This is a genomic window from Nocardia sp. NBC_01388, assembly GCF_045040085.1.
Lineage (GTDB): Bacteria > Actinomycetota > Actinomycetes > Mycobacteriales > Mycobacteriaceae > Nocardia.
In genome coordinates, this window is the sequence record NZ_CP109553.1 from 7,941,718 (window position 1) to 7,964,538 (window position 22,821).

The window sequence follows — 22,821 nt, forward strand, 5'->3', positions numbered from 1 at the left end:
CGATTTACGGAGTACGAGGAGGCGGGCCTGTGAGCACTCAGGTATTCGACACATTGCCGGACGAGGGCACCCAACCGATCGCACGCACCGAATACGGCGACGTCCGTGGTCGCCGGCAGGGCTCGATCGACGTCTGGCGCGGTGTTCCGTACGCCGCGAGCACGGCCGGTCCGAACCGGTTCCGGCCCCCGCAACCGGCCGAACGCTGGGAGGGGGTGCGCGATTGCCTCGAATTCGGCGATATCGCACCGCAGAGCGCGGGCTTCGTACCGGTCGATTCCGGACTGCATATGGGCGAGGACTGTCTCTGGCTCAATGTGTGGGCGCCGGCCACCCCCAGCGAGGAACCCCGGCCGGTCATGGTGTGGCTGCACGGCGGCGCGTTCTGCCTGGGCACCGCGGCGCAGGCCATCTACGACGGGCGGCGACTGGCCGAGGTCGGCGATCTGATCGTGGTCAGCGTGAACTACCGGCTCGGCGCGCTCGGCTTCCTGGATCTGTCCGCGCTGGGCTCGGAGTTCACCACCAATCTGGGCCTGCGCGATCAGATCCTCGCCCTGGAATGGGTGCGCGACAATATCGCGGCCTTCGGCGGCGATCCGGGCAGTGTGACCCTCTTCGGCGAATCCTCCGGCGCGGGCTGCGTGACCGCGCTGCTGACCGCACCGCTCTCGGCCGGGCTGTTCCATCGGGCCATTGCCCAATCACCGCCCGCCACTACGGTTTTCGGCCCGGAGCGGGCCGCCGGGGTGGCCCGGCGCTACCTCGAGCTGCTGGAATTGCCGCCGGAGCGGGCCGTGGAACTGCTGCACCTGCCCATCGAGCAGATCGTCAGCGCGGCGGGCATTCTCTTCGACGAGGTGCCGTCCAAGGAACCGGGCCGCCTGGCCGCGGTGCCGGTGGTGGACGGCGAGGTGCTGCCCGGCTATCCGTCCGAACGTTTCCAGCAGGGCCGCTCGCACCGGGTGCCGTTGATCATCGGCACCAATAAGGACGAGGCGTCGATGTTCCGGCTGTTCCGCTCGCCCATCATGCCGGTCACGCCCGAGGCGGTGAACGCCATGCTGTTCGGGGTGGCCGCCGAGCATCCCGGACTGTCGCCGGAGCGGATCGCCGAGATCGCCTCCGCCTATACCGTCAGCACCCCGCGCGGGGCGCTGACCATGTCGACCGATGCCGCCTTCCGCATGCCCGCGCGCTGGGTGGCGGAGGCGCACTCCGCGCATTCACCGACCTGGGTGTACCGCTTCGACCACGCCACCCCGATGTTGAAAGCGGCCCGGGTGGGCGCCGGTCACGCCACCGAACTGCCCTATGTCTTCGGCAATTTCGGTTCCTTCGAACACGATCCGACGTTCTGGCTCGGCGGGCGCAAGGTCGCGCAGGAGGTCTCGGGCCGAATGATCCGGCGCTGGACGGCATTCGGCGCGCACGGGGTGCCCGCGGCGCTGGACGGGTCCAAGCATTGGCCGCCCTATACGGCGGCCACGCGCAATACGCTGGTCATCGACAATGCCGACCGCATCGTCGACGATCCCGACCGCGACCGCAATTCGGTCTGGGGCGACCAGGTCGTCGGCTTCTACTGAGAGCGGTGCGGGATCCACCACCGCAGTGGATCCCGCACCGCCGCAGTGAATCCCACCTGTCCAAGTGAATTCCGCTGCTGTGCAGTGGATTCAGGTGACCAGCTGCTCAGACCGCTGCGGTCGCCCGCTTCCCGAGATTCGCGGGCATCCGCGAATAGCCGTGCAGGGTGAACAGCGGCCGCCGCTCCGGGGCGCCCGCCAGTGACATTTCCGGGAAGCGGTCGAAGAGCGCGCGCAGCGCGTAGGTGGCTTCCATGCGTGCCAGGCTCGCGCCCAGGCAGGTGTGGATACCGCTGGAAAAGCTCAAGTGGTCCTTGGCATTCGGGCGCGTGATATCGAAGCGATCCGGATTCTCGAACATCTTGGGATCACGGTTGGCGCCCGCCAGCGAGGTGACGACCACGCTGCCCTTGCGCAGGGTGACACCGGCGATCTCGATATCGCACAGGGCGGTGCGCGCGGTGATCTGCACCGGCGCGTCGAAGCGCAGCACCTCTTCGACCGCTTGCGGCCACAGGTCCGGTTCCGCGCGCAGCCGTGCCAGTTGTTCCGGATGCGCCAGCAGTTGCACCACACCATTGCCGATGAGGTTCACGGTGGTCTCGAAGCCGGCGCCCATGAGCAGGCTCGCGGTGGCCTTGAGCTCCTCGTTGTCGAGATCGCCCGCGGAGACAAGACTGCTCAGGATGTCATCGCCCGGTTCCCGGCGCAGCTGGGCGAGGTGCCGATCCAAATATTCGTCCATATCGAACATGGCGGTCGCGGCGTGCCGCCAGGTGCGCCAGGAGATGCCGAAGTCCAGCAGCGGGCTCGCCGCATCACCCCACTGCAGGAACTGCGCACTGGATTCGCGTGGGAAGCCCAGCATTTCGGCGATGATGGCGATCGGCACCTGCGCGGCGTAGTTCTCGATCAGATCGGCGGAACCGTCGGCGGGCAGCGCCTCGAGCAATTCGGCGGTCACCGATTCCACCCGATCGCGCAATCGGCCGATGGCCCGCGGGGTGAACGCGGCCGAGACCGATTTGCGCATGCGGGTGTGCTCCGGCGGATCGAGCACCAGCATGGACGGCGGCTGCACCGGATTCGCCGGCAGCGGAGCCGCGTCGATCCGCCGCCGCGCCGCCGACGGCATCTCGAAGCCCTGTGCGCCGAAGATGCCGAACCGATTGTCCCGCAGAATGGCCCGGCTCAGCTCGTAGTCCGCGGTGGCCCAGGCGATCGGACTGCGCACCAGCCGTCCGCGTCCTCGCAGCTCCTCGAGGTACGGGTACGGATCCCGTAGCCCGTCGGCGCTGCCGACCAGTCGCGCGAACGGATCACCGCGCCGGGCCTGCACGCGTATTACATACCGCGGCGTGCCCTGCTCCACGATCCATCGAAACCAGTACCGCGGGCTCATCATCGCTGACTCCCTTGCTGTCGGGTAGTTCCACCGTACGGAAATCCGCTGTGGTGAAAAAGGTCCCGAAGGGGGAGCTGCGGCTCCTACCGTGGCAGGAGTCAGGAACGCTGGGCGGTCACTTTTTCCGAGGCGATGCGGCGCTCGCGGGTGGCCGGGTCGGGGTGGGCGACCTGTACCAGCGATGCGCCCGAGGCCAATACGGCGACCAGTCCGTCGATCAATTCGGCCGGGGTTTCCCACGAGGTACTCGACAGCACCCGGTCTTCGGCGGTGAAACCCTGACGGGAGGCCGACTTCCGCGCCTCCTCGAATACCTCCGACACCGACATTCCATCCAGTGCGCAGCCGATGCCGCTCGGGCGGAACTGATCGCCGTGCACCCGCACCGCGGTCGCGTAATCGGTGACGCCGATCGGCAATTCGCGCACCGGCAGGCCCATCGGATCCAGGGACAGCGCGGCCACCTCCGGAATATCGCCCGCCTCGTCGATGCGATCGGCGGTCACCAGCGCCAGCTCGGCGTCCGGGTCTGCGTGCAGCACCACCTCGACACCGGCCCACCAGCAGCCGAGCAGGACCGCGGCGGTCTGCCAGTGCGCGGGCAGCAGCACTGCCACCCGCGAACCGCGGGAGAGGCCGAATTCGTCGCGAATCATATTGGCGGTCTTGGCCGCCCAGTTGGCCAGCGTCAGCCCCGAGAGCTCGATCCGGGCGCCGGTGGCGTCGTCGTAATAGGTGATGCGCGGGCCCGCGGGATCGCGGGCGAGGATGGGGTCGAGTACCGCTTCGGTGAGGGTCTCGGTCAGTTCACGCATTTCGGTCCGTTCTTACCGGCATCGATGGGTGGAGCCGGCGGGACCGGCGTCATGGTGCTCGAGGTGCTCGTGAAGTCCAGCTGGCCGCCGGTCGCCGAACCGGGACCAGCGTAGTCACCGGCCAGCACCACCCGAACCGCCCCCTCCGCCATACCGTCCTGCTTGATGACCGGGAGTCCGCCCAGCACCCCGGCCACCGCGCGCGCGTTCGCATCGCTGCTGCTGCCCGCCAGCACCCGGCTGCTCTGCACCGGCCCGCCGATCCAATTGTCCACCGTGCCGGTGTGGAAACCCTTGCCCGCCAGCGCCTGCCCGACCTGCCCGGCCAGCCCGCCGGTACCGCTGGCGTTGTAGAGATCGACGGTGACAGTCGACGGATCGACACCGCCCGTCGTCTCCGGCGGATCACCGTCGATGGTCTTGGCGACATACTTCTGCACCGCGACCGGATCGACGCGCACCACCGATTCGCCGTTCTCGGTCCAGCCGTTCAGATCCTTGACCGGAATGGTCTCGAACTTCACCTGCCCCGCGGACAGGTCCTGCAGCTCGTGCAGAAACGACAGCACATCCCAGCCGTCGTCGAGCACGATGGTGCGGCCCACCGCATCACTGAGATCCTTCAGCCGGCCGGGATTGGTGAGCACCTTGGCGCTGAGCACCTGATGCACCAGCTGCGCCATGTACACCTGCTGGCGCACGATGCGATCGAGATCGCCGCGCGGCAGTTCGTGCCGCTGGCGCACGAAGCTCAAAGCCTCCGGGCCATTGAGCTTCTGCGGTCCCGCCGGGAAGTCGGCGCCGGACATCGGCTCGTACACAGGAGCGTTCAGGCAGACATCGACTCCGCCGACGGCATCGGTGAGCAGGACGAAACCGAGCAGACCGACCTCGGCGTAGTGATCGACGGTGATACCGGTCAGGTTGGCGACCGCTTTGATCAGCGCCTGTCGTCCGGCGAGGGTGGAGCGGGTCTCCGCCTCGGCGGGATCGACGCCCTTGTCGATGAGCTTCTGCTGCTCGGTGAATTTCGTGACGCCGAAGGCGGAGTTGATCTTGCCCATGCCCAGGCCGGGAATGTCCACATAGGAATCGCGGGGAATCGAGATGGCCGTTGCCGATTGGCCATTGTTGGGCACTCGGATCAAGACGATGGTGTCGGTATTGAGGCCAACCTCATCACCCGCGTGCAGCATGGCCCGCTCGTCCGCGGAGAGCGGATTGCCGTGCGCGTCGGTGCGGGCGTCGATGCCGACCATGAGAATGTCCACCGCACCGTCCGAGCCCCCACCCAGGCCCAGATCGCTGATCCGCTCGATGCTCGACACCAGCTGATCCACGCTGTGCCAGCCCATCCCGGTCACCACCAGCACCAGCGCCGCCGCCGCGGCCGCGAACGCGCGCAGCGGATTCGCGCGGTGCCGCGCCGCCCACGACCCCCGCGCCGCCGGGCGGCGCGAAGATAGCGGTGCGGATGCTCGTGTGCTGTCCGGCAACCCCTGCTTCCTCTCCAGTGTTCGGCCGACCACACCCCGCAATCGGGGTGGCGTCGTTGGAATACCCCCATAGGCAGGCTAGACGCGCGGCCGGACATGTCCGTGTAGCCGACACTCAGTGAGTCGTGCCGCATTGCCGGTGGGCAGGGCATTACCGCAGGTGGAGACGGAGGTGCGGGACCACTGTCCGGCATGCCACACTGACCGCCGTGACTTCTGCCTCCCTGGATCCCGTCTCCGAGCGGCTCGTGGTGACGGGTGCGCGGGGACAGTTGGGCCGGGCGCTGCTGCGCCTGGCGCCCGGCGCCCGCGGCTACGGCCGCGACGAGCTCGACATCACCGATCTGGAAGCGGTTCGCGCCGTGCTGAATCCGGGTGATGTGGTGCTCAACTGCGCGGCCTACACCGCGGTGGATCAGGCCGAGACCGACGTGGACGCGGCATTCGCGGTGAATGCGAGTGGTCCTGCCGTGCTCGCCGCGGTCTGTGCCGCGATCGGCGCGGACCTGGTGCACGTCTCCACCGATTACATTTTTCCGGGCACTGCCGACCGTCCGTACGAGCCGAATGATCTCGCCGGTCCCACCACCGTTTACGGTCGCTCCAAATTAGCTGGTGAACAGGCCGTACTCGATCTTGCTCCGGATTCGCGGATCGTCCGCACCGCCTGGGTCTACACCGGCGAGGGTTCCGACTTCGTCGCGACCATGCGCAGGCTCGAGCGCGAACGGGACACCGTCACGGTGGTCGCGGACCAGATCGGATCGCCCACGTACGCACCGGATCTGGCCGCGGGGCTGCTGGAGCTGGCTGGGCGGCTGCCGGATTCGACGTGGCCGGACTCCCTGGAGCTAGCTGGGCGGCGCGCGATCCCGCGAATTCTGCACGCCACCAATGCGGGACAGGCCAGCTGGTTCGAGCTGGCGCGTGCCGTATTCGCCGGCATCGGCGCCGATCCGGAGCGCGTACTGCCCTGCGGCACCGTGGACTTCCCGAGACCCGCTCCGCGCCCGGCATATTCGGTCCTTTCGGGCAAAACGTGGGTATCGGCCGGGCTCAGCCCCCTGCGGGAATGGGAGCGGGCGCTGGACGACGCACTCACTTCCATCTCCGACTAGGCTGAGCGCCCGTGAGCCCCTCGGATTCTGTCGGACGACCGTCACTGGCCGTCGTCACGGTGACCTACTCGCCCGGTGAACACCTCGAACACTTCATCAGCACGCTAGCCACCGCGACCGGCGAGAAGCCGCAGGTCATCCTCGCCGACAACGGCTCGGTGGACGGCGTGCCGGAGCTGGTCGCCGAAGCCAACGCCAATGTCCGGCTGCTGCGCACCGGCGGCAATATCGGCTACGGCGGCGCCATCAATCGCGCTGTCACCGAAATCGACCCGGACATCGAATTCATCATCATCGTCAACCCCGATATCCGCTGGGGTACCGATTCGATCGATGAACTCCTGGCCGCCGCCCGCCGCTGGCCCCGCGCCGGCGCCCTGGGCCCCAAGGTGCTGGAACCGGACGGCAGCCTCTACCCGTCCGCGCGTTCGGTGCCCGGCCTGGCCGACGGCGCCGGGCACGCCATCCTCGGCACGGTCTGGCCCGGCAACCCCTGGACCCGGCGGTACCGGCAGGAGAACGAGCAGATCTCCGAGCGCACCGTCGGCTGGCTGTCGGGTTCCTGTCTGCTGGTACGCCGCGCCGCCTTCGACGCCATCGACGGATTCGACTCCCGGTACTTCATGTACATGGAGGATGTGGACTTCGGTGATCGCATGGGCAAGGCGGGCTGGCACAATGTTTTCGTGCCGTCCGCGGAGGTCACGCACGCCAAGGGGCATGCCGCCGGACGCCATCCGGAGACCATGCTGCCGGCCCACCACGCCAGCGCCTACCGGTTCCAGGCAGATCGGCATCCACACTGGTGGCAGGCTCCGCTGCGGGTCGCGCTGAAGGCCGGACTTGCGATCCGCTGCAGGCTTGCGGTTCGATCCGCACTGCGCGAACGCGATGCTCTGCAAGCCGAGAACGCGGGCGCGACCAACTGACCACCCGACAACAGGGGAGAGAATGGCGAACAGCGGCAGTACTGCCGGGTCGACGGATGCGGTAATCCTGGTCGGAGGCCAGGGCACCCGCCTGCGGCCACTGACCCTGTCCGCTCCCAAACCGATGTTGCCGACGGCCGGTCTGCCGTTCCTGCAGCATCTGCTGGCCCGCATCGCCGCGGCCGGCATCACACACGTCGTCCTCGGCACCTCCTACAAGGCGGAGGTGTTCGAGGATCACTTCGGTGACGGTTCCGAGCTCGGGCTCGACCTCGAGTACGTGACCGAGACCGAGGCGCTGGGCACCGGCGGCGGTATTCGCAATGTGCTGCCGAAACTGCGGGCCGACACCGTCATGGTGTTCAACGGCGATGTGCTCGGCGGCACCGACCTCAACGGCGTGCTGGAAACCCATCACGCCAGCAATGCCGACGTCACCCTGCACCTGGTGCGGGTCGGCGATCCGCGGGCCTTCGGCTGCGTGCCCACCGACGAGACCGGGCGGGTCACCGCGTTCCTGGAGAAGACCCAGGACCCGCCGACCGATCAGATCAATGCCGGTTGCTACGTCTTCCGCCGCGAATACATCGAGAAGATTCCGGCGGGCCGCCCGGTCTCGGTCGAACGCGAGGTCTTCCCGGCGCTGCTCACCGAGGGCGCGCATATCCAGGGCCACGTGGATACCGCGTACTGGCGCGATATGGGCACCCCCGAGGACTTCGTCCGCGGCTCTGCCGATCTCGTGCGCGGCATCGCCCCCTCGCCCGCGCTGCACGGGCAGCGCGGCGAATCCCTCGTGCACCCCAGCGCGGGTGTGGCTCCCGGCGCGCTGCTCATCGGCGGCACTGTGGTCGGCCGCGGCGCCGAGGTCGGGGCGGGCGCTCGCCTCGACGGTGCCATCCTTTTCGACGGCGCCCGCGTGGAAGCCGGTGCCACCGTGGAACGTTCGATCGTCGGCTTCGGCGCCCGCATCGGTCCCCGCGCCCTCGTGCGTGACGGCGTGATCGGCGACGGCGCCAGCATCGGCGCGCGCTGCGAGCTGCTGCGCGGCGCCCGGGTCTGGCCCGGCGTGGACATCCCCGACGGCGGCATCCGCTTCTCCACCGACGTATAAACAGCACACCGCCAATCGGCCGCTCTCCGTTGAGAGCGGCCGATTCGCGTCCGCGGTACTGCGCGGCCGAAGCGTGGCCCATACCGAGGGCCGTGAGCACTCTGCCCATACCGAGGGCCGTGAGCACTCTGTGCGACGGCGATCCGCTCGGAAGGTCAGTGGCGACCTGACTCCGCGCCGTCGGCCGTGGCAGACGATCACCTGTCGGCCACGGTCCGCGATCGTGCCGGTGACACAGCCGGGAGAGTGCGCTGCGGGCCGATAATGCTCGGCCGGTCTAGTGGGGCGGCGCGCCGTAAAGGGTGGGGCGGATGTTGTCTGGAGTGTTGCGGTGATAACACTGGGGTCATGACATTGTGGCCTGATCCGGAAGTCGCAGCGGCGGTCAAGGGATGGGCGACCAGGTCGCCGGCCGTGGATGCGGGGGAATATCTGCAGATACGGGCCATGATCAACGGGTTGACGCATGGGGTGGTCACACCGGACGGGGCGGAGATCACCGTGCTGGAGCGCACGGTGGTCGCCGAGGATGGCTACGAGATTGCGGTGCGGGTGTACCGCGGTGCGGGCGAGGTGTCGACGGGGGCGCTGCTGTATGTGCATGGGGGCGGCGGGATTTCCGGGACGCTCGACGGGTACGACCGGCTGTGCCGGTACTACGCGGCGGAGGCCGGAATTCAGATCGTGGCCGTCGACTATCGGCTCGCGCCCGAGCATCCGCATCCGGCGGATGTGCAGGACACCTACGCCGTTCTGGGCTGGTTGGCCGAGCACGCCGGCGAATTGGGCATCGATCCCGAGCAGATCGGGATCGGGGGCGACTGTGCCGGTGGCGGTATCGCCGCGGGTGCCGCATTGCTGGCGCGGGATCGCAGCGGGCCCGCGCTGGCCCTGCAATTGCTGATCTGCCCGATGCTGGACGATCGGAATACCGTGTCCGATCCGGCGATTGCGCCCTTCAGCACCTGGACCTACGAATTCAATCGCACCGCGTGGCGCGCCCGGCTCGGTGAGCTCGCGGGCACCGATGCGGTGCCCGCGTACGCGGCTCCGGCGCGGGCGGCCGAATTGGCCGAGTTACCAAGAGCTTTCATCGAGGTCGGAGATCTCGATATCTTCCGCGACGAAACCCTCGACTATGCGCGCCGGTTGGTGACGGCGGGAACCCATGTGGAAGCGCATCTTTGGCCGGGACTGCCGCACAACTACGACGCGGTGGGCGCGAAAACGCCAGCGGCCCGGCGGGCGCTGGCGGTTCGGATCGGGTTCCTCGCGACCCTGCTGGACTGATCGTTCAGACGGCCCACTTCTCCGGGTTCAGGTTGTACTGAACCAGGGCGTTGGCGTGGCCGTGACCCATGTTGTGCTCGGTCTTCAGCAGATTCACCAGGTCTTTGTTGGAGGCGCTTCCGGTCGCGCGGAGCAGGGCGAACCATTCTTCGACGGGGCGGCCGTACTTCGCTTCGATGGAGGGGAAGTACGAGGCCGGGCCGTGGGGCGTGGTCGCCATGGTGTCGCTCCTTCGTGTGCGGTGTTATCGGAGTAGACGATCTCGGTTCGCCGAATTCATCCCACCGTGACGGGGCTCACACTCGCCGCCGTGAGGGTGGCGGTGCGACGCTCGCGGAGCAGCAGGACTCCGGTGAGCAGTACCAGCGCGGCGGTGAGGCCGTGCACGCCGAAAGCGGTTGCGGTGGAACCGTGGTAGCTCAGCACGGTGATCATGTCGCCGATCGGGGTGAGGGCGACGACCAGCATGGTGATGCCCAGGGCGAAGCGCTGGCGGGCCGCCAGCAGGGCGAGGATGAGGATGCCGGAGACGGTATCGCGAATGCCCTTGAGATTCATGAACGCCGCGGCATCGCCGTGCGGCCATTCCGGGAGGCCGAAGCCGGTGGCGATGGTCTGCGGCGTGAGGAGGTAGCTGATGCCGATGTAGAGGATGAAGGCCGCGCCGATGAGGGACAGGGCGGTGGCGATGCGGTTCCGAGTCATGATCTGTGCTCCAAAATCTAGCGCTGCTAACTGATGTAGACAACGCTAGAACATGCATGGGTAGTTTGTCTAGCGATGCTAGTATTTGTTCATGAGCGCCATACAGACCCGTAAGGAACGCGAACGCGCCGACCGCCATCAGCGCATCATCGATGCCGCCCGCGAACTGGCCGAAACCGAGGGCTGGGAGGCGGTGACCATTCGCCGCCTGGCCGATGCCATCGAATACAGCCAGCCCGTGCTCTACGGCCACTTCTCCGGCCGGGACGCCATCGTGACCGCGGTCGCCGAACAGGGCATCGGTGAATTCGCCGTGATCACCAGGGCGGTCCGGGAGGCCGCCGCCACCCCGCTGGCCGCCCTCACCGCGGTCGCGGAGGGCTATCTCGCCTTCGCCCGCGACAATGCCGCGCTCTACGACGCCATGTTCCTGCTGCGCACCAACCTGAAATTCGGTGACGAGGCCGGGCAGCCGCTCAAGGACGCCTTCAAGGAACTGGCTCTCACCTTCGCCCCCTTCGCCCCGCCGCACGATGTCGAGACCTTCACCGAGGTGGCGTGGAGCGCCCTGCACGGTCTGGCCACCCTGGATCGAGGCGGCCGCCTGCGGCCCGACTTTCGCAGTCAGCGACTGGACATTCTCATCGACCAGTGGGCGCACTGAGCACCTGGCGGACTGAGCCGGCCGCGGGCTTCGTCACGATCGGGCCGTCGCCCGGCGGCCGCGCCTAGGCTGTGATCATGGCTGACGCGGTGGTGGTCGGATCGGGGCCCAATGGGCTTGCGGCGGCGGTGATCCTGGCCCGGGCGGGGCTCGAGGTGCAGGTCTACGAGGCCTCGGACGCGATCGGCGGCGGCTGCCGGACCGGGGAGGTCACGCTGCCGGGGTTCCGGCACGATCTGTGCGCGGGCGCACATCCCATGGCGGTGGCGTCACCGTTCTTCCGCGCCTTCGATCTGGCCGCACACGGGGTGGAACTGCTTGCGCCGCAGGTCTCCTATGCGCATCCGCTCGACGGCGGGCGGGCCGGACTGGCGTGGCGTGATCTCGAGCAGACCGCGGCCGGGCTCGGTCGCGACGGCGGGTCCTGGCGGCGGCTCTTCGGACCGCTGGTGCGGGACTGGGAAGATCTGGTCGCCCTCGGAATGTCGGATCTGCGGCACCCACCGCTCGACCCGATGGTGGGGGTGCGCTTCGCCCGCCGCCTCGCCGAACAGTCGACACCGCTGTGGAATCTGCGTTTTCGCGAGGAGCTCGCACCGGCGCTGCTGACCGGCATTGCGGCACATGCCATTCGGCCACCGCGCGGGATTCCGGGCGCCGGGGTCGCCATGCTGCTCGGCACGCTCGCGCATGTGCGCGGCTGGCCTGTCCCGAAAGGCGGCAGTCAGGCCATCAGCGATGCGCTCGCCGCCGATCTGCGCAGGCACGGCGGACGCATCAGCACCGGGCATCGGATCGACTCCATCGACGAATTCGGTGATGTGCGAGCCGTTCTGCTCGATCTCGCCCCCGCCGAACTACAGCGCATCGCCGCCGACCGCCTGCCGGGCCGGTACTCCCGGGCGCTGGCGAACTTCCGCTACGGCGGTGCGGCCTGCAAGGTCGATTTCGCGCTCTCCGGGCCGGTGCCGTGGCAGGCGCGCGGCTGTGAGCGTGCGGGCACCCTGCATCTGGTCGGCGCCCGCGCCGAGGCGGTCGCCGCCGAAAAGGCCGTGGCCGCGGGACAACACGCGGACCGTCCGTACGTGCTCGCCATTCAACCCGGCGTGGTCGACCCCACCCGGGCGCCCGCCGGGCAGCACACCTTCTACACCTACGCCCACGTCCCGAACGGTTCCACCCGGGATATGACCGAGGCGATCACCGCGCAGGTGGAACGTTTCGCCCCCGGCTTCCGCGATCTGGTTCTCGCCACCCACGTGCAGACCGCCGCGACCATGCCCGCGCACAATGCCAACTACATCGGCGGTGATATCTCCGCGGGTGCGATGACCCTGCGCCAGACCGTCTTCCGCCCCGCCGCGCGCTGGAACCCGTACCGCACCCCGATCCCCGGCGTCTACCTCTGCTCCTCCGCCACCCCGCCCGGCCCCGGCGTGCACGGCATGAACGGCTACTACGCCGCCCGCCACGCCCTGCGCCGCGAATTCGGCGTCCACACCGACCCGCTGGAACTGCTCGGATCGCACCCGGGTGGCAGTGGACTGGACTAGACTTAGTCCACTATCCTTGGGTGATGACACAGGTAAATATTCATGAGGCCAAGACACACCTATCCCGGCTTCTCGAACGTGTGGCAAAGGGGGAACGCATAGTGATTTCCAAGGCGGGCAAGCCCATCGCCGATCTGGTTCCACATGGGGGGACACCGGTCACCTTCGGCGGTCTCAAGGGCCAATTAGCGTACGACGACAGCGCATTCGGCATCGATCCCGACATTCAGCGGATGTTCTATGGGGATGATGCCGATGCTTCTGCTTGATAGTCAGACGGCACTGTGGTTGCTCGACGACAATCCGCGGCTGGGCGAGCATGCCCGGCGAATGATCAGTTCGGCTACCGAGGTGTACGTCTCCGCGGCGACGATTTGGGAGCTGACCATCAAAGCGATGCTCGGCAAACTGAAGATCCCGGCCGACTTCACCGAGTTAATCGGTACACAGGGCCTGGCCGTTCTCGACGTCACCGGCGAGCACGCCGAGGGGATTCGCGAATTTCCAGAACTTGTGCGGCACGACCCATTCGATCGACTGATCATCGCGCAGGCACAGGTCGAGATGCTGCGATTGCTCACCGCGGACCGTGTGCTGCTCGGTCTGAATCGAAGCTTCGTCGTCGATTCCACCCAGTGATCGACTCGGCTGGGCCTAGGCGGGCTGGGTGCGGTAGAGGTCCGGCTCCAGGTAGATGACGCGGGCGGCCGGAACCGCCGCGCGCACACGCGCTTCCGCATCGTCGATGGCGGCCGCGATATCGGCGATCTCGAGCCCGGGGACGATGGCGATCTTGGCGGCCACCAGCATCTCCTCGGGGCCGAGATACTGGGTGCGCAGATGGATGAGACTGTCGATGCGCTGATCATCGACGAGCTGGGCGCGAATGGCGCGATCCTCTTCCGGGGTGGCGCCCTCACCGATGAGCAGGCTCTGCATCTCGATGATCAGGATGACGGCGATGACGCCGAGCAGGATGCCGATGGCCAGGGTGCCGATGCCGTCCCACACCGGTTCGCCGGTGAGCTCGGTCAGGCTGATGGCGACGAAGGCGAAGATCAGGCCGATGAGTGCGCCGGAGTCCTCCAGCAGCACCACCGGCAGTTCCGGATTGCGGGAGTTGCGGATGAACCGCCACCAGCTCGCATCGCCCTTGAGCGGCTTGGACTCTCGCATGGCGGTGGTGAAGCTGTAGCCCTCCAGCAGGATCGCGACACCGAGAATGCCGACCGCCACCCACGGGTTGGTCAGCTTCTCCGGATGCTCGATCTTGTGGATGCCCTCGTAGATGGCGTACACCGAGCCGAGCGCGAAGATCACCAGCGCGACCACGAACGAGTAGAAGTAGCGATTGCGGCCGTAGCCGAACGGGTGCAGCTGATCGGCCTGCTGTGCGGCCCGGCGCTGACCCAGCAGCAGCAGACCCTGATTGGAGGTGTCCGCCACCGAGTGCACGGCCTCGGCCAGCATGGACGCCGATCCGGTAATGGCCGCGCCGATGAACTTCGCCACCGCTATACCGGCATTGGCGCTGAGCGCCGCCAGGATCGCCTTCTTACCGCCACCCGCTGACAATGTGCCGCCCCTCCGAACCGTTGTCCGTTTTGTCGTAAAACGTGCTTGGTGGGACAGCCTACCCAGACGGAGTTCAGTCCTCGTCGACCGTCGCGCAGAACAGCTGCGCCGCATCCCCGATGGCCTGCGCGCGAATATCGCCGTCGGCCGCGGAAATCCAGGCCGCATGGCCGCATTCGACCCGCAGCTTCTGCCCGCCCAGGAACAGCAGCACCGTGCCGTGCGTGCACAGCACGATGCCGGGACCGGAGCGCGGCACCGGAATCGGCTCCGACCCGGGTGTCAGCTCATAGCGGCTGAGCGCGAATTCGGGTGCGGGCGTGTGGTACTGGAAAACACCCTCACCCAGCAGCTCCGGCTCGATGATCGGCAGATCCAGGGGTTCGAAATCCAGCACCCGCAGCAGTTCCGGCACATCCACGTGCTTGGGCGTGAGCCCGCCGCGCAGCACATTGTCGGAATTGGCCATGATCTCCACGCCGACGCCGCGCAGATACGCGTGCAGGTTCCCGGCGGCCAGGAACAAGGCCTCACCGGGCTCCAGGGTGATCCGGTTCAGCAGCAGCGCGGCGAGTGTCCCGGCATCACCGGGATAGGCCTCCGCCAGTTCCAGCAGGGTCCGCACCTCGGCGGTGAATTCCCGGCGCGAACCATTGGCACCGGCATCGCGTTCGGACAGGTAGTGCACGCAGCCGTCCAGCACCTTGGGCAGCAGCATGCTCAGGCTGGCCTGCGGCAGTGCGATCCAGGTGGTGAACAGGGTGCGCAGCCCGGCCGAATCCGGTTGTGCGGCCAGCAGTCCCGCAAACGGCTCCAGCTCCGGCACCTCCAGCGCCCGCAGCAGCCGCACGGTGCGCATCGGATCGCGGAAGCCCGCGAGGGCTTCGAACCGGTCCAGCGCCACCACGAGTTCGGGTTTGTGGTTCTCGTCCCGGTAGTTGCGCATGGGGGAGTCGAGGGAGATGCCGGCGTGGTTCTCGCGCTGGAACCCGTTGCGCGCCTGTTCGAGACTGGGGTGCGCCTGCAGCGACAGCGGTTCCTCGGCGGCGAGGATTTTCAGCAGGAACGGCAGCCGGCCGTCGAATTCGCCCGCGACCGAACCGAGTTCGCGCTGCGGGTCGGCGCTGACCACCTCCAGCAGCGATTGACTGTGGCCGTTGATCCGCACCTGTGCGGGATCGGCGGGGTGCGCGCCGAACCAGAGTTCGGCCTCCGGATGCGCGGAAGGAACCGGTCGTCCGCACAGCTGAGCTAGCGCGGTGCGCGAGCCCCAGGCGTAGGAGCGCAGCGCACCAACGAGTTCGTGCACTAGTAACGTCCCCCGTCATAGCGTCCCTGGGTCGAGGCCGGACGCGAGAGTAGTCGCAGATACGCGGCCGACATCTCCAGCCGAAGCGACAGCACCGCAAGCTGTTCCAGCTCACCACCGCGCGCGGGCGGCACCGGCTGACCGGCTTCGAGCGCATGCACGGCGGCGGCTTCCGCATCCACGTTCACCAGGTCGACATCGACCAGCCCGGCGTCGGAGCCGAAGACCGCGAGTCGGCGCCGTGCGGCGACCTGGTCCTGGTCGGCGCTCAGTACGAAGATCCGCACCTGCTCCACCGGGGCCGGGCCGTCCAATTGCTCGTCATGGAAGAGCGGATCGAAACCGGGTACGGACACGCCTGCAGCTTCCACCAGTCGACCATGCGCCGCAACGGTTTCCGCAAGGTTGGCAGCGGCGGTGATCTGCCCGGCGGCGGCCAGCAGCACTTCGGAGCCGTGTTCGGCCAGAATCGCGGCGGCGGGCGAATCGCCCGACAGCACCATGCGTTTGCGCTGCTGCATACGGGTGGCGAGGGTCTTGGCCGGATTGTGGAACGCCTCGTGCTGCGGACCGTCCCGCAGCGCCTCCGCATCGAGCAGATCGGCGAGCGCGTCCAATTCCGGGAGCAGCGGCCCGGTGCGATTGGGGTCGACCGCGGCCACCACTGCGATGCCGACGGCCAGATAGCGCAGCAGCCGATTGTGGTCGAGCACCCGGATCCGCGGTGGCAACATGGTCGCGCGGCCGGCGGCGGCGGCGCGCAGCGGTCCCTCGTCGGGTGCGGCGACCACGACCTCCGCACCCCGGCGCACCGCGAAATCGATGGCCTCGGCCAGGCGCGGATCACCGGCGTCATCGCCCGCCACCAGCACCACATCCAGCGGGCCGACCCAGGGCGGAATCGAGGTGACCGCCACCAGCGGCATACTCGTCCGATCCCCGAGGGCGGCTACCAGCAGTGCGGCGGCGCGGGCGGCGCGCCCGCTGCCGGAGAGCATGACCAGGCTGCGCGGTCTTAGATCCGTCAGCCGGGTCAGCGCGTTTTCGGCCAATGCCGCGGCGGTCGCGCGTACCAGCGCGCCGCCGGATGCGGCGCTGCGCAAGGTCCCCCCGGCATCGGCCGCTTCCAGCGAGGCGACGTCATCGAGGTCGAGTACAGGTGTCCCAGCGATCATCGGGCGTTGCCACCTCCCCTCATCGGGTCACCAGACGCTGGTGAATCCAAGCTCTGTGATTCCACTATTCCAGTCAGGCGCGGACGATGCTCAGGATCTCGGTGACGAGTTGGTCTACTTCGTCCTGCGATCGTGCTTCGACGTTGAGCCGCAGCAGCGGTTCGGTATTGGAGGCACGCAGATTGAACCAGGCGCCGTCGGGCAGTTGCACGGTCACGCCGTCCAGCCGGTCCACCGACTGGGCCCGCGCGCCGAACGCTTCGAGAACCGCCATGGTCCGCTCCTTCGCATCAGCCACTGTGGAGTTGATCTCTCCGGAGGCCGCATACGTTGCATACGCGGACGCGAGTTCGGACATGGGCCGGTCCTTCGCACCGAGTACGGCCAGCACGTGCAGGGCGGCCAGCATGCCGGAATCGGCGCCCCAGAAGTCCCGGAAGTAGTAGTGCGCGGAATGCTCGCCGCCGAAGATCGCACCGGTCGAGGCCATCTGCTGCTTGATGAACGAGTGGCCGACCCGGGTGCGCACCGCATTGCCGCCGAGTTCGGCTACCAGCTCGGGCACGGCGTGCGAGGTGATCAGATTGTGGATGATGGTCGCGCCCGGCTCCTTGGCCAGTTCGCGCTCGGCCACCAGGCCGGTGATGGCGGACGGCGATACCGGGTCGCCCTTCTCGTCCACCACGAAGCAGCGGTCGGCATCGCCGTCGAAGGCCAGGCCGATATCGGCGCCGGTCTTGCGGACGTAGTCCTGCAGATCCACCAGATTCTTCGGATCCAGGGGATTGGCTTCGTGATTGGGGAAATTGCCGTCGAGCTCGAAGTAGAGCGGCTCGATGATGTACTGCGGCAGCGTGCCCAGCACGGCGGGCACCGTGAAGCCGCCCATGCCGTTGCCCGCGTCCACGGCGATGCGCAGCGGGCGCGAATCGCTCAGATCGACGAGCTTGTGCAGATAGGCCGCGTAGGCGGCGAGCAGATCCTGTTCGGTGGCGGTGCCGCGCGGGCCGTCGTAGGCCGGGACGCCGGCGATGACCTCGTCGGCGATGGTGCGCAGCCCGGTGTCCTGGCCGACCGGCAGCGCCTTGGCCCGGCACATCTTGATGCCGTTGTACTTCGCGGGATTGTGCGAGGCGGTGAACATGGCGCCGGGGCATTCGAGATGGCCGGAGGCGAAGTACAGCCCGTCGGTGGACGCGAGGCCGATCTGGACCACATCCAGGCCCTGCGCGAGCACGCCCTCGGCGAAGGCGGCGGCCAGTTCAGGGGAGGAGTCACGCATATCGTGGCCGATCACGACCTGCTTCGCACCCTCGGCGCGCATCAGCCGGGCGAAGGCGGACGCCACATCCGCGACGAATGCCGCGTCGATTTGTTCGCCGACCACCCCGCGGACGTCATATGCCTTGATGACTGCATTTACGGACTCGGCGGAGCGTGGCTCTGTCATGCCGACCACATTAGTAGTTGGGCTCCGTGACGTGAATTCGACGCTCCCCCGCCTCCCCGAAACTCCAACGCCCGGCTGAGATCCGTCGCCGGTCATGCACGCGTGCCGGCGGTCGGGTGCCGAAATGATTTCGGGGGTACCCCGGGAGTCACCCGGTTCGAACGAGATCAGTGGTTCTGTATGCGCCATCTCGGCTCTATCGACCCAAGCTTCAGTTGGGCGGGTCGGGTAGGACACGTAGGTGACCGCGTCTGCCGGTGCGATTGGGGCGCTGCTGGGAGGGCGGATAGTCGGAGTAGCCGCGCGGATCGGGTTCCGGTGTGCGGCGGCGTAATCCGGCTTCGCGGACGGCCTCGGCCAGTGCGGTCAGATCGTCGTCGTCGGGGGTGCCGCTGGAAAACCCGCCCTCGTGCTTGACGAGTTCCCACCCCTTCGGCGCGGTGATCCGGGAGGCGTGCGTTTCGCACAGATCCCAGGAGTGCGGTTCGGCGACGGTGACGAGCGGTCCGACCACCGCCATCGAGTCCGAGTACACATAGGTGAGCGTCGCAACAGCCGGATTCTTGCAACCTGGACGGCAGCAACGACGCATGGGAATCACGCCATGCAGGGTAACCCTCCGGGCGCTCCGACGGGGACAGACACGCTCAACGTGGCGGTCCTCACCCGGATCCGGACCGTGCGCGCTCCACTCCCGACACGCGCCGACGCAGGCCGGGCGATCGATTGGAGCTAGATTCGTGTCATGACCCGTTCACGTAAGAGGCGACCGCCCACCGCGCGGTCGGTCATCCGTCGCGGGCGGGGTGTGCGCGGGCCGATGCTGCCGCCGACGGTGCCTGCCCGCCGCACCCGCGGCCAGCAGTTCGACCGGTTGGTGCTGGAGGCCTTCGCGCCCCTCGAGAGTCGCTGGCACGATCAGCTCACCAAGCTGGATATCGCGGTGGACGATGTGCCGAAAATTCGTCCGCTGCACCCGGATTCGGTGACCTGGCCGGACGAGGTCGTCGCCGACGGCCCGGTGCCCCTGTCGCGCCTCATCCCGGCGGGGGTGGACCGTTACGGCCAGGCGACCCGGGCCCGAGTGGTGCTGTTCCGCAAACCGCTGGAACTGCGGGCCGGTGATCCGGACGATCTGGTGGACCTGCTGCGCGAAGTTCTCGTTCAGCAGATCGCCACCTACCTCGGAGTCGACCCGGATGTGATCGACCCCGAGCCCGAGGAGTAAATCCCGACCGCCACAACAGATTTCGTGAGGTCGGGGTAACTCCCGGGGTACCCCCGGAATTGTTTCAGCGCCTGACCGCCGGCACGCGAACGGTACGGCCGGCGGATCTCACTCAGGCGCTGAAGTTCCGGAGAGGCGGGGGAGCGTCAGATGATGCCGCGCTTGAGGCGACGGCGCTCGCGTTCGCTGAGGCCGCCCCAGATGCCGAAGCGCTCATCGTTGGCGAGGGCGTAGTCGAGGCATTCGTCGCGGACTTCGCAGCCCATGCAGATGCGCTTGGCCTCGCGGGTGGAGCCGCCCTTCTCGGGGAAGAACGCCTCCGGATCGGTCTGAGCGCAGAGCGCCCGTTCTTGCCACTGCTCGGCTTCGGTCATAGCGCGACCGCCGCGTGAAAAACTGTCGAACGCTTCATCAGTGCCCGTGACGATCAGGCTCAGGCGTGGTGGTTCGGGCTGATATTGCGCCCGCGCCCACTGACCGCCCCCCGGCCGTATCGTCATCGGTTCACCCCCCTCGAGTCCGTTCCATGTGTCGGCGCAGAAATCAGGAGCTGCGCCAGCTGTGGAATCGGTTTGCGATACACCGCCTGGAAAATTCGACGGGGCCAGCTCATCGGCCATCGCTCCGCCTCCTCACTGTGTGTTAGCGCAGAATGATTAATCCGTCGGAACCGATCCCACCGACGGCCCAACACCGCGACGTAGTCCCGCGGCCATCCCCGAGCTGTCCGCCACTCCGATGATGCGAACACATGTTCGAAAAGCCGTCCGCGCCTTGAGCTCTCGCGCGGACCCGGAATGACATGCCTGTGATTAGACACGCCGGGCGCGGTGGTGGTCAAGCTGCCGAAGCTATTCCGTTACCATCTGCGACCCGCTTCGGCAAGGTATCCGCAGATCAAACAGCAAATTCACAGCAAATATCTAGTGAGGCAAATTCGCACCCGAAACGCATAGGCTGTGCGGATGTGACTCGAGAACAAGCGGACACCGCCCCCGGCACCGGTCTGCGGATCGCGGTATTGGTCGGCGGAGTGGGCGGCGCGCGGTTCCTGCAGGGCGTGCGCGAACTGGTCCCCGGCGCCGAAGTAACGGCCATTGTGAACGTCGGCGACGACGTCTGGATGCACGGCCTACGGATCTGCCCGGATTTGGACACCTGCATGTACACGCTGGGTGGCGGCATCGATACCGAACGCGGCTGGGGCCATGCGAACGAGACCTGGAACGCCAAGGAGGAGCTGGCGAAATACAACGCTCAGCCCGATTGGTTCGGCCTGGGTGATCGCGATATCGCCACCCACCTGATTCGTACCGAAATGTTGCGTCAGGGTTACCCCCTTTCGGCGGTGACCGAGGCTCTCTGCAACCGGTGGCAACCCGGTGTGAAGCTGCTGCCCGCCACCGACGACAGGTCTGAAACGCACGTCGTTATCGCGGACCCGGAGAACCCTGGCGAACGTCGCGCGATCCATTTTCAAGAGTGGTGGGTGCGCTACCGGGCGAACGTTGAGACCCATGGATTCGTGACTATTGGGGCAGACCAAGCAAAACCCGCCCCCGGTGTGACCGAAATCATAGCGGCCGCGGACGCTGTTCTGCTGGCCCCTTCCAACCCTGTTGTGAGCGTCGGATCCATCCTCGCGGTGCCCGGAATTCGCAGTGCGCTGCGCACCACCGACGCCAAGGTGATCGGCCTGTCCCCGGTGGTCGGTGGAAAGCCGTTGCGCGGCATGGCCGATGAATGCCTCTCCGTGATCGGTGTGGAAACCACCGCCGAAGCGGTCGGCAACTACTACGGCGCACGCACCGCCACCGGCATTCTGGACGGGTGGCTGGTGCACAGCACCGATACCGCCGACGTCCCCGGCGTCGAGGTCCGCAGTGTGCCCCTGCTCATGTCCGATCCCGCCGCCACCGCCGAAATGGTGCGGGAGGCCCTGGACATCGCCGGCGTGAAACCTTGAGTGCTGGGAGTGAATTCGTGAGTACCGAACCGAACGCCGCGCTGCCCGATCGGGTGACGCGGCCCGACCACGCCTCGGGCGGCGAGCTGAGCATTCGGCCGATCCTCGGTCTGCCGGAATTCCGGCCCGGCGACGATATCGCCGAACACATTGCGGCACAGGCGCCCTGGTTGCAGGACGGCGATGTGCTGGTGGTGACCAGCAAGATCGTGTCCAAGGCGGAGGGGCGCATCGTCGCGGCCCCGGCCGATCCGGAAGCGCGGGACGCGGCCCGGCGCGAGCTGGTGCTGCAGGAGGCCGTGCGGGTGCTGGCGCGCAAGAACCGCACCCTCATCACCGAGAGCCGGCTGGGCATTGTGCAGGCCGCCTCCGGGGTGGACGGGTCGAATGTCGAGCAGGGCGAATTGGTGCTGCTGCCGGTCGATCCCGATGCCAGTGCGAAGGCCCTGCGCGCGGCGCTGGCCGAACGCCTCGGCGTGCAGGTGGCCGTGGTCATCACCGACACCATGGGGCGCGCCTGGCGCAACGGCCAGATCGACGCCGCCATCGGCTCTTCCGGGCTGCGGGTGCTGCACGACTACGACGGCGCGATCGACGGGCAGGGCAATGAGCTGCACGTCACCCTCGTCGCGATCGCCGATGAGCTGGCGGCCGCCGCGGATCTGGTGAAAGGCAAGCTCGGCGCGGTGCCGGTCGCGGTGGTGCGCGGGCTGGAGTACGCCGACGACGGGTCCTCCGCCACGGATCTGCTGCGCCGCGGGGTCGACGATCTGTTCTGGCTGGGCACCGAGGAGGCCATCGAGCTCGGCCGTGGTCAGGCGCTGCTGATGCGCCGCTCGGTGCGCCGATTCGCGGAGACCCCGGTCGATCCCGACCTCATTCGGACCGCCGTGGGCGAGGCGCTGACCGCGCCGGCCCCGCACCACACCCGTCCGGTCCGGTTTGTCTGGTTGCGCAAGCCCGGCCTGCGGAACCAGCTGCTCGAGGCCATGGCCGAGAAGTGGCATGCGGATCTGTCCGCCGACGGGCTGTCGCAGGAGCGTGCGGACAAGCGGGTCGGCCGCGGCCGCATCCTGTTCGACGCACCCGAGGTGATCATCCCGTTCTGTGTGCCCGACGGCGCACACGACTATCCGGACGCCCGCCGCCGCGCCAATGAATCCACCATGTTCAATGTCGCGGTCGGTGCGGCCGTGCAGGGCCTGCTGGTCTCGCTCGCCACCAAGGGCGTGGGCAGCTGCTGGATCGGCTCCACCATCTTCGCCCCCGAGATCACCCGCGAGGTGCTGGACCTGCCGCAGGACTGGAATCCCTTGGGAGCCATCGCGATCGGCCACCCACTCGAGCCACTCGCACCCCGCGAACCCCGCGAGCCGGGCATCGGACTGGTGGAGCTGTGAACCCTGTGATGTCCCGCGGCCTCGTCGGTCGGCCCGCTTG

The 22,821-nt window shown here is 67.7% G+C and carries 23 protein-coding genes; 12 read left to right on the forward strand and 11 right to left on the reverse strand.

Going from position 1 to position 22,821, the window contains the following annotated elements; translation table 11 throughout:
• Nucleotides 1-29 precede the first annotated feature (29 nt).
• Nucleotides 30-1,589, forward strand: coding sequence for a carboxylesterase/lipase family protein (locus tag OG716_RS37525; RefSeq protein ID WP_405134987.1), 1,560 nt, complete (start codon nt 30-32; stop codon nt 1,587-1,589).
• 106 nt (nt 1,590-1,695) lie between these two features.
• Here OG716_RS37525 and OG716_RS37530 read toward each other — a convergent pair whose 3' ends face one another.
• The 3 genes from OG716_RS37530 to OG716_RS37540 form a co-directional block, all read right to left on the reverse strand.
• Nucleotides 1,696-2,991, reverse strand: a complete 1,296-nt coding sequence (locus tag OG716_RS37530; RefSeq protein WP_405140192.1) for a cytochrome P450 — start codon at nt 2,989-2,991, stop codon at nt 1,696-1,698.
• A gap of 101 nt (nt 2,992-3,092) precedes the next feature.
• Nucleotides 3,093-3,809, reverse strand: coding sequence for a TIGR03089 family protein (locus OG716_RS37535; protein WP_405134988.1), 717 nt, complete (start codon nt 3,807-3,809; stop codon nt 3,093-3,095).
• A complete protein-coding gene (locus tag OG716_RS37540; RefSeq protein WP_405140194.1) occupies nt 3,797-5,164 on the reverse strand; it encodes an LCP family protein in 1,368 nt (455 codons plus the stop codon). Before OG716_RS37540 ends, OG716_RS37535 begins: the two co-directional genes overlap by 13 nt.
• Before the next feature lie 341 nt (nt 5,165-5,505).
• On the opposite strand from OG716_RS37540, the gene rfbD reads away from it, so the two are divergent.
• From rfbD to OG716_RS37560, 4 genes are all read left to right on the forward strand, one after another.
• The gene (gene rfbD / locus OG716_RS37545; protein ID WP_405140196.1) at nt 5,506-6,423 is read left to right on the forward strand and encodes a dTDP-4-dehydrorhamnose reductase; all 918 of its coding nucleotides are present in this window, start codon (nt 5,506-5,508) and stop codon (nt 6,421-6,423) included.
• An 11-nt stretch (nt 6,424-6,434) separates the two neighbouring features.
• A complete protein-coding gene (locus OG716_RS37550; RefSeq protein ID WP_405134989.1) occupies nt 6,435-7,352 on the forward strand; it encodes a glycosyltransferase family 2 protein in 918 nt (305 codons plus the stop codon).
• Between the two features lie 22 nt (nt 7,353-7,374).
• A complete protein-coding gene (locus OG716_RS37555; protein ID WP_355118992.1) occupies nt 7,375-8,466 on the forward strand; it encodes an NDP-sugar synthase in 1,092 nt (363 codons plus the stop codon).
• Between the two features lie 348 nt (nt 8,467-8,814).
• Nucleotides 8,815-9,756, forward strand: a complete 942-nt coding sequence (locus tag OG716_RS37560) for an alpha/beta hydrolase (RefSeq protein ID WP_405134990.1) — start codon at nt 8,815-8,817, stop codon at nt 9,754-9,756.
• Between the two features lie 4 nt (nt 9,757-9,760).
• On the opposite strand, the gene OG716_RS37565 is transcribed toward OG716_RS37560, so the two are convergent.
• Entirely contained in the window at nt 9,761-9,976 is a 216-nt protein-coding gene (locus tag OG716_RS37565; RefSeq protein WP_405134991.1) for a DUF4287 domain-containing protein, read from the reverse strand.
• A gap of 56 nt (nt 9,977-10,032) precedes the next feature.
• Nucleotides 10,033-10,461, reverse strand: coding sequence for a DUF4267 domain-containing protein (locus tag OG716_RS37570; RefSeq protein ID WP_405134992.1), 429 nt, complete (start codon nt 10,459-10,461; stop codon nt 10,033-10,035).
• 91 nt (nt 10,462-10,552) lie between these two features.
• On the opposite strand from OG716_RS37570, the gene OG716_RS37575 reads away from it, so the two are divergent.
• The 4 genes from OG716_RS37575 (at nt 10,553) to OG716_RS37590 (ending at nt 13,317) form a co-directional block, all read left to right on the forward strand.
• Nucleotides 10,553-11,125 (forward strand): TetR/AcrR family transcriptional regulator, encoded by a 573-nt coding sequence (locus tag OG716_RS37575; protein ID WP_405134993.1) that lies wholly within the window; start codon nt 10,553-10,555, stop codon nt 11,123-11,125.
• Between the two features lie 77 nt (nt 11,126-11,202).
• A complete protein-coding gene (locus OG716_RS37580; RefSeq protein WP_405134994.1) occupies nt 11,203-12,678 on the forward strand; it encodes a phytoene desaturase family protein in 1,476 nt (491 codons plus the stop codon).
• A 23-nt stretch (nt 12,679-12,701) separates the two neighbouring features.
• Nucleotides 12,702-12,947, forward strand: coding sequence for a type II toxin-antitoxin system Phd/YefM family antitoxin (locus OG716_RS37585; protein ID WP_297616757.1), 246 nt, complete (start codon nt 12,702-12,704; stop codon nt 12,945-12,947).
• Nucleotides 12,934-13,317, forward strand: coding sequence for a type II toxin-antitoxin system VapC family toxin (locus tag OG716_RS37590; RefSeq protein WP_405134995.1), 384 nt, complete (start codon nt 12,934-12,936; stop codon nt 13,315-13,317). Before OG716_RS37585 ends, OG716_RS37590 begins: the two co-directional genes overlap by 14 nt.
• A 15-nt stretch (nt 13,318-13,332) precedes the next feature.
• Here OG716_RS37590 and OG716_RS37595 read toward each other — a convergent pair whose 3' ends face one another.
• From OG716_RS37595 to OG716_RS37615, 5 genes are all read right to left on the reverse strand, one after another.
• A complete protein-coding gene (locus tag OG716_RS37595) occupies nt 13,333-14,253 on the reverse strand; it encodes a cation diffusion facilitator family transporter (RefSeq protein WP_355118978.1) in 921 nt (306 codons plus the stop codon).
• Between the two features lie 73 nt (nt 14,254-14,326).
• Nucleotides 14,327-15,562: a mannose-6-phosphate isomerase, class I gene (gene manA / locus OG716_RS37600; RefSeq protein ID WP_405134996.1), complete on the reverse strand. Its 1,236-nt coding sequence runs from the start codon at nt 15,560-15,562 to the stop codon at nt 14,327-14,329.
• Complete coding sequence (locus tag OG716_RS37605) at nt 15,562-16,737, reverse strand: tobH protein (protein WP_405134997.1); 1,176 nt, start codon at nt 16,735-16,737, stop codon at nt 15,562-15,564. The genes manA and OG716_RS37605 overlap by 1 nt, the downstream gene beginning before the upstream one ends.
• A 73-nt stretch (nt 16,738-16,810) precedes the next feature.
• On the reverse strand, nt 16,811-18,187 hold the full coding sequence (locus OG716_RS37610) for a phosphomannomutase/phosphoglucomutase (RefSeq protein ID WP_405134998.1): 1,377 nt from the start codon (nt 18,185-18,187) through the stop codon (nt 16,811-16,813).
• 211 nt (nt 18,188-18,398) lie between these two features.
• Nucleotides 18,399-18,779, reverse strand: a complete 381-nt coding sequence (locus OG716_RS37615) for a DUF3499 domain-containing protein (protein WP_405140198.1) — start codon at nt 18,777-18,779, stop codon at nt 18,399-18,401.
• A 153-nt stretch (nt 18,780-18,932) separates the two neighbouring features.
• On the opposite strand from OG716_RS37615, the gene OG716_RS37620 reads away from it, so the two are divergent.
• Nucleotides 18,933-19,415, forward strand: a complete 483-nt coding sequence (locus OG716_RS37620) for a metallopeptidase family protein (protein ID WP_297616778.1) — start codon at nt 18,933-18,935, stop codon at nt 19,413-19,415.
• A 146-nt stretch (nt 19,416-19,561) separates the two neighbouring features.
• Here the strand turns inward: OG716_RS37620 and OG716_RS37625 are convergent, their stop codons facing one another.
• The gene (locus OG716_RS37625; protein WP_297616836.1) at nt 19,562-19,789 is read right to left on the reverse strand and encodes a WhiB family transcriptional regulator; all 228 of its coding nucleotides are present in this window, start codon (nt 19,787-19,789) and stop codon (nt 19,562-19,564) included.
• Between the two features lie 632 nt (nt 19,790-20,421).
• Between OG716_RS37625 and cofD the strand changes: the two genes are divergently transcribed.
• Nucleotides 20,422-21,381, forward strand: a complete 960-nt coding sequence (cofD, locus tag OG716_RS37630) for a 2-phospho-L-lactate transferase (RefSeq protein ID WP_405140200.1) — start codon at nt 20,422-20,424, stop codon at nt 21,379-21,381.
• 41 nt (nt 21,382-21,422) lie between these two features.
• Nucleotides 21,423-22,781 carry a coenzyme F420-0:L-glutamate ligase gene (locus tag OG716_RS37635; RefSeq protein WP_405140202.1) on the forward strand — a complete coding sequence of 453 codons (1,359 nt, stop codon included), beginning with the start codon at nt 21,423-21,425 and terminating at the stop codon, nt 22,779-22,781.
• Nucleotides 22,782-22,821 lie beyond the last annotated feature (40 nt).

Bases quoted from the DNA above. Each gene is read 5' to 3' on its own strand.
- OG716_RS37530 (WP_405140192.1), bottom strand. From the start codon at position 2,991: ATGAGCCCGCGGTACTGGTTTCGATGGATCGTGGAGCAGGGCACGCCG.
- OG716_RS37535 (WP_405134988.1), bottom strand. From the start codon at position 3,809: ATGCGTGAACTGACCGAGACCCTCACCGAAGCGGTACTCGACCCCATC.
- OG716_RS37540 (WP_405140194.1), bottom strand. From the start codon at position 5,164: ATGGGCTGGCACAGCGTGGATCAGCTGGTGTCGAGCATCGAGCGGATC.
- OG716_RS37555 (WP_355118992.1), top strand. From the start codon at position 7,375: ATGGCGAACAGCGGCAGTACTGCCGGGTCGACGGATGCGGTAATCCTG.
- OG716_RS37560 (WP_405134990.1), top strand. From the start codon at position 8,815: ATGACATTGTGGCCTGATCCGGAAGTCGCAGCGGCGGTCAAGGGATGG.
- OG716_RS37565 (WP_405134991.1), bottom strand. From the start codon at position 9,976: ATGGCGACCACGCCCCACGGCCCGGCCTCGTACTTCCCCTCCATCGAA.
- OG716_RS37570 (WP_405134992.1), bottom strand. From the start codon at position 10,461: ATGACTCGGAACCGCATCGCCACCGCCCTGTCCCTCATCGGCGCGGCC.
- OG716_RS37575 (WP_405134993.1), top strand. From the start codon at position 10,553: ATGAGCGCCATACAGACCCGTAAGGAACGCGAACGCGCCGACCGCCAT.
- OG716_RS37580 (WP_405134994.1), top strand. From the start codon at position 11,203: ATGGCTGACGCGGTGGTGGTCGGATCGGGGCCCAATGGGCTTGCGGCG.
- OG716_RS37585 (WP_297616757.1), top strand. From the start codon at position 12,702: ATGACACAGGTAAATATTCATGAGGCCAAGACACACCTATCCCGGCTT.
- OG716_RS37590 (WP_405134995.1), top strand. From the start codon at position 12,934: ATGCTTCTGCTTGATAGTCAGACGGCACTGTGGTTGCTCGACGACAAT.
- OG716_RS37605 (WP_405134997.1), bottom strand. From the start codon at position 16,737: ATGATCGCTGGGACACCTGTACTCGACCTCGATGACGTCGCCTCGCTG.
- OG716_RS37610 (WP_405134998.1), bottom strand. From the start codon at position 18,187: ATGACAGAGCCACGCTCCGCCGAGTCCGTAAATGCAGTCATCAAGGCA.
- OG716_RS37615 (WP_405140198.1), bottom strand. From the start codon at position 18,779: ATGCGTCGTTGCTGCCGTCCAGGTTGCAAGAATCCGGCTGTTGCGACG.
- OG716_RS37620 (WP_297616778.1), top strand. From the start codon at position 18,933: ATGACCCGTTCACGTAAGAGGCGACCGCCCACCGCGCGGTCGGTCATC.
- OG716_RS37625 (WP_297616836.1), bottom strand. From the start codon at position 19,789: ATGACCGAAGCCGAGCAGTGGCAAGAACGGGCGCTCTGCGCTCAGACC.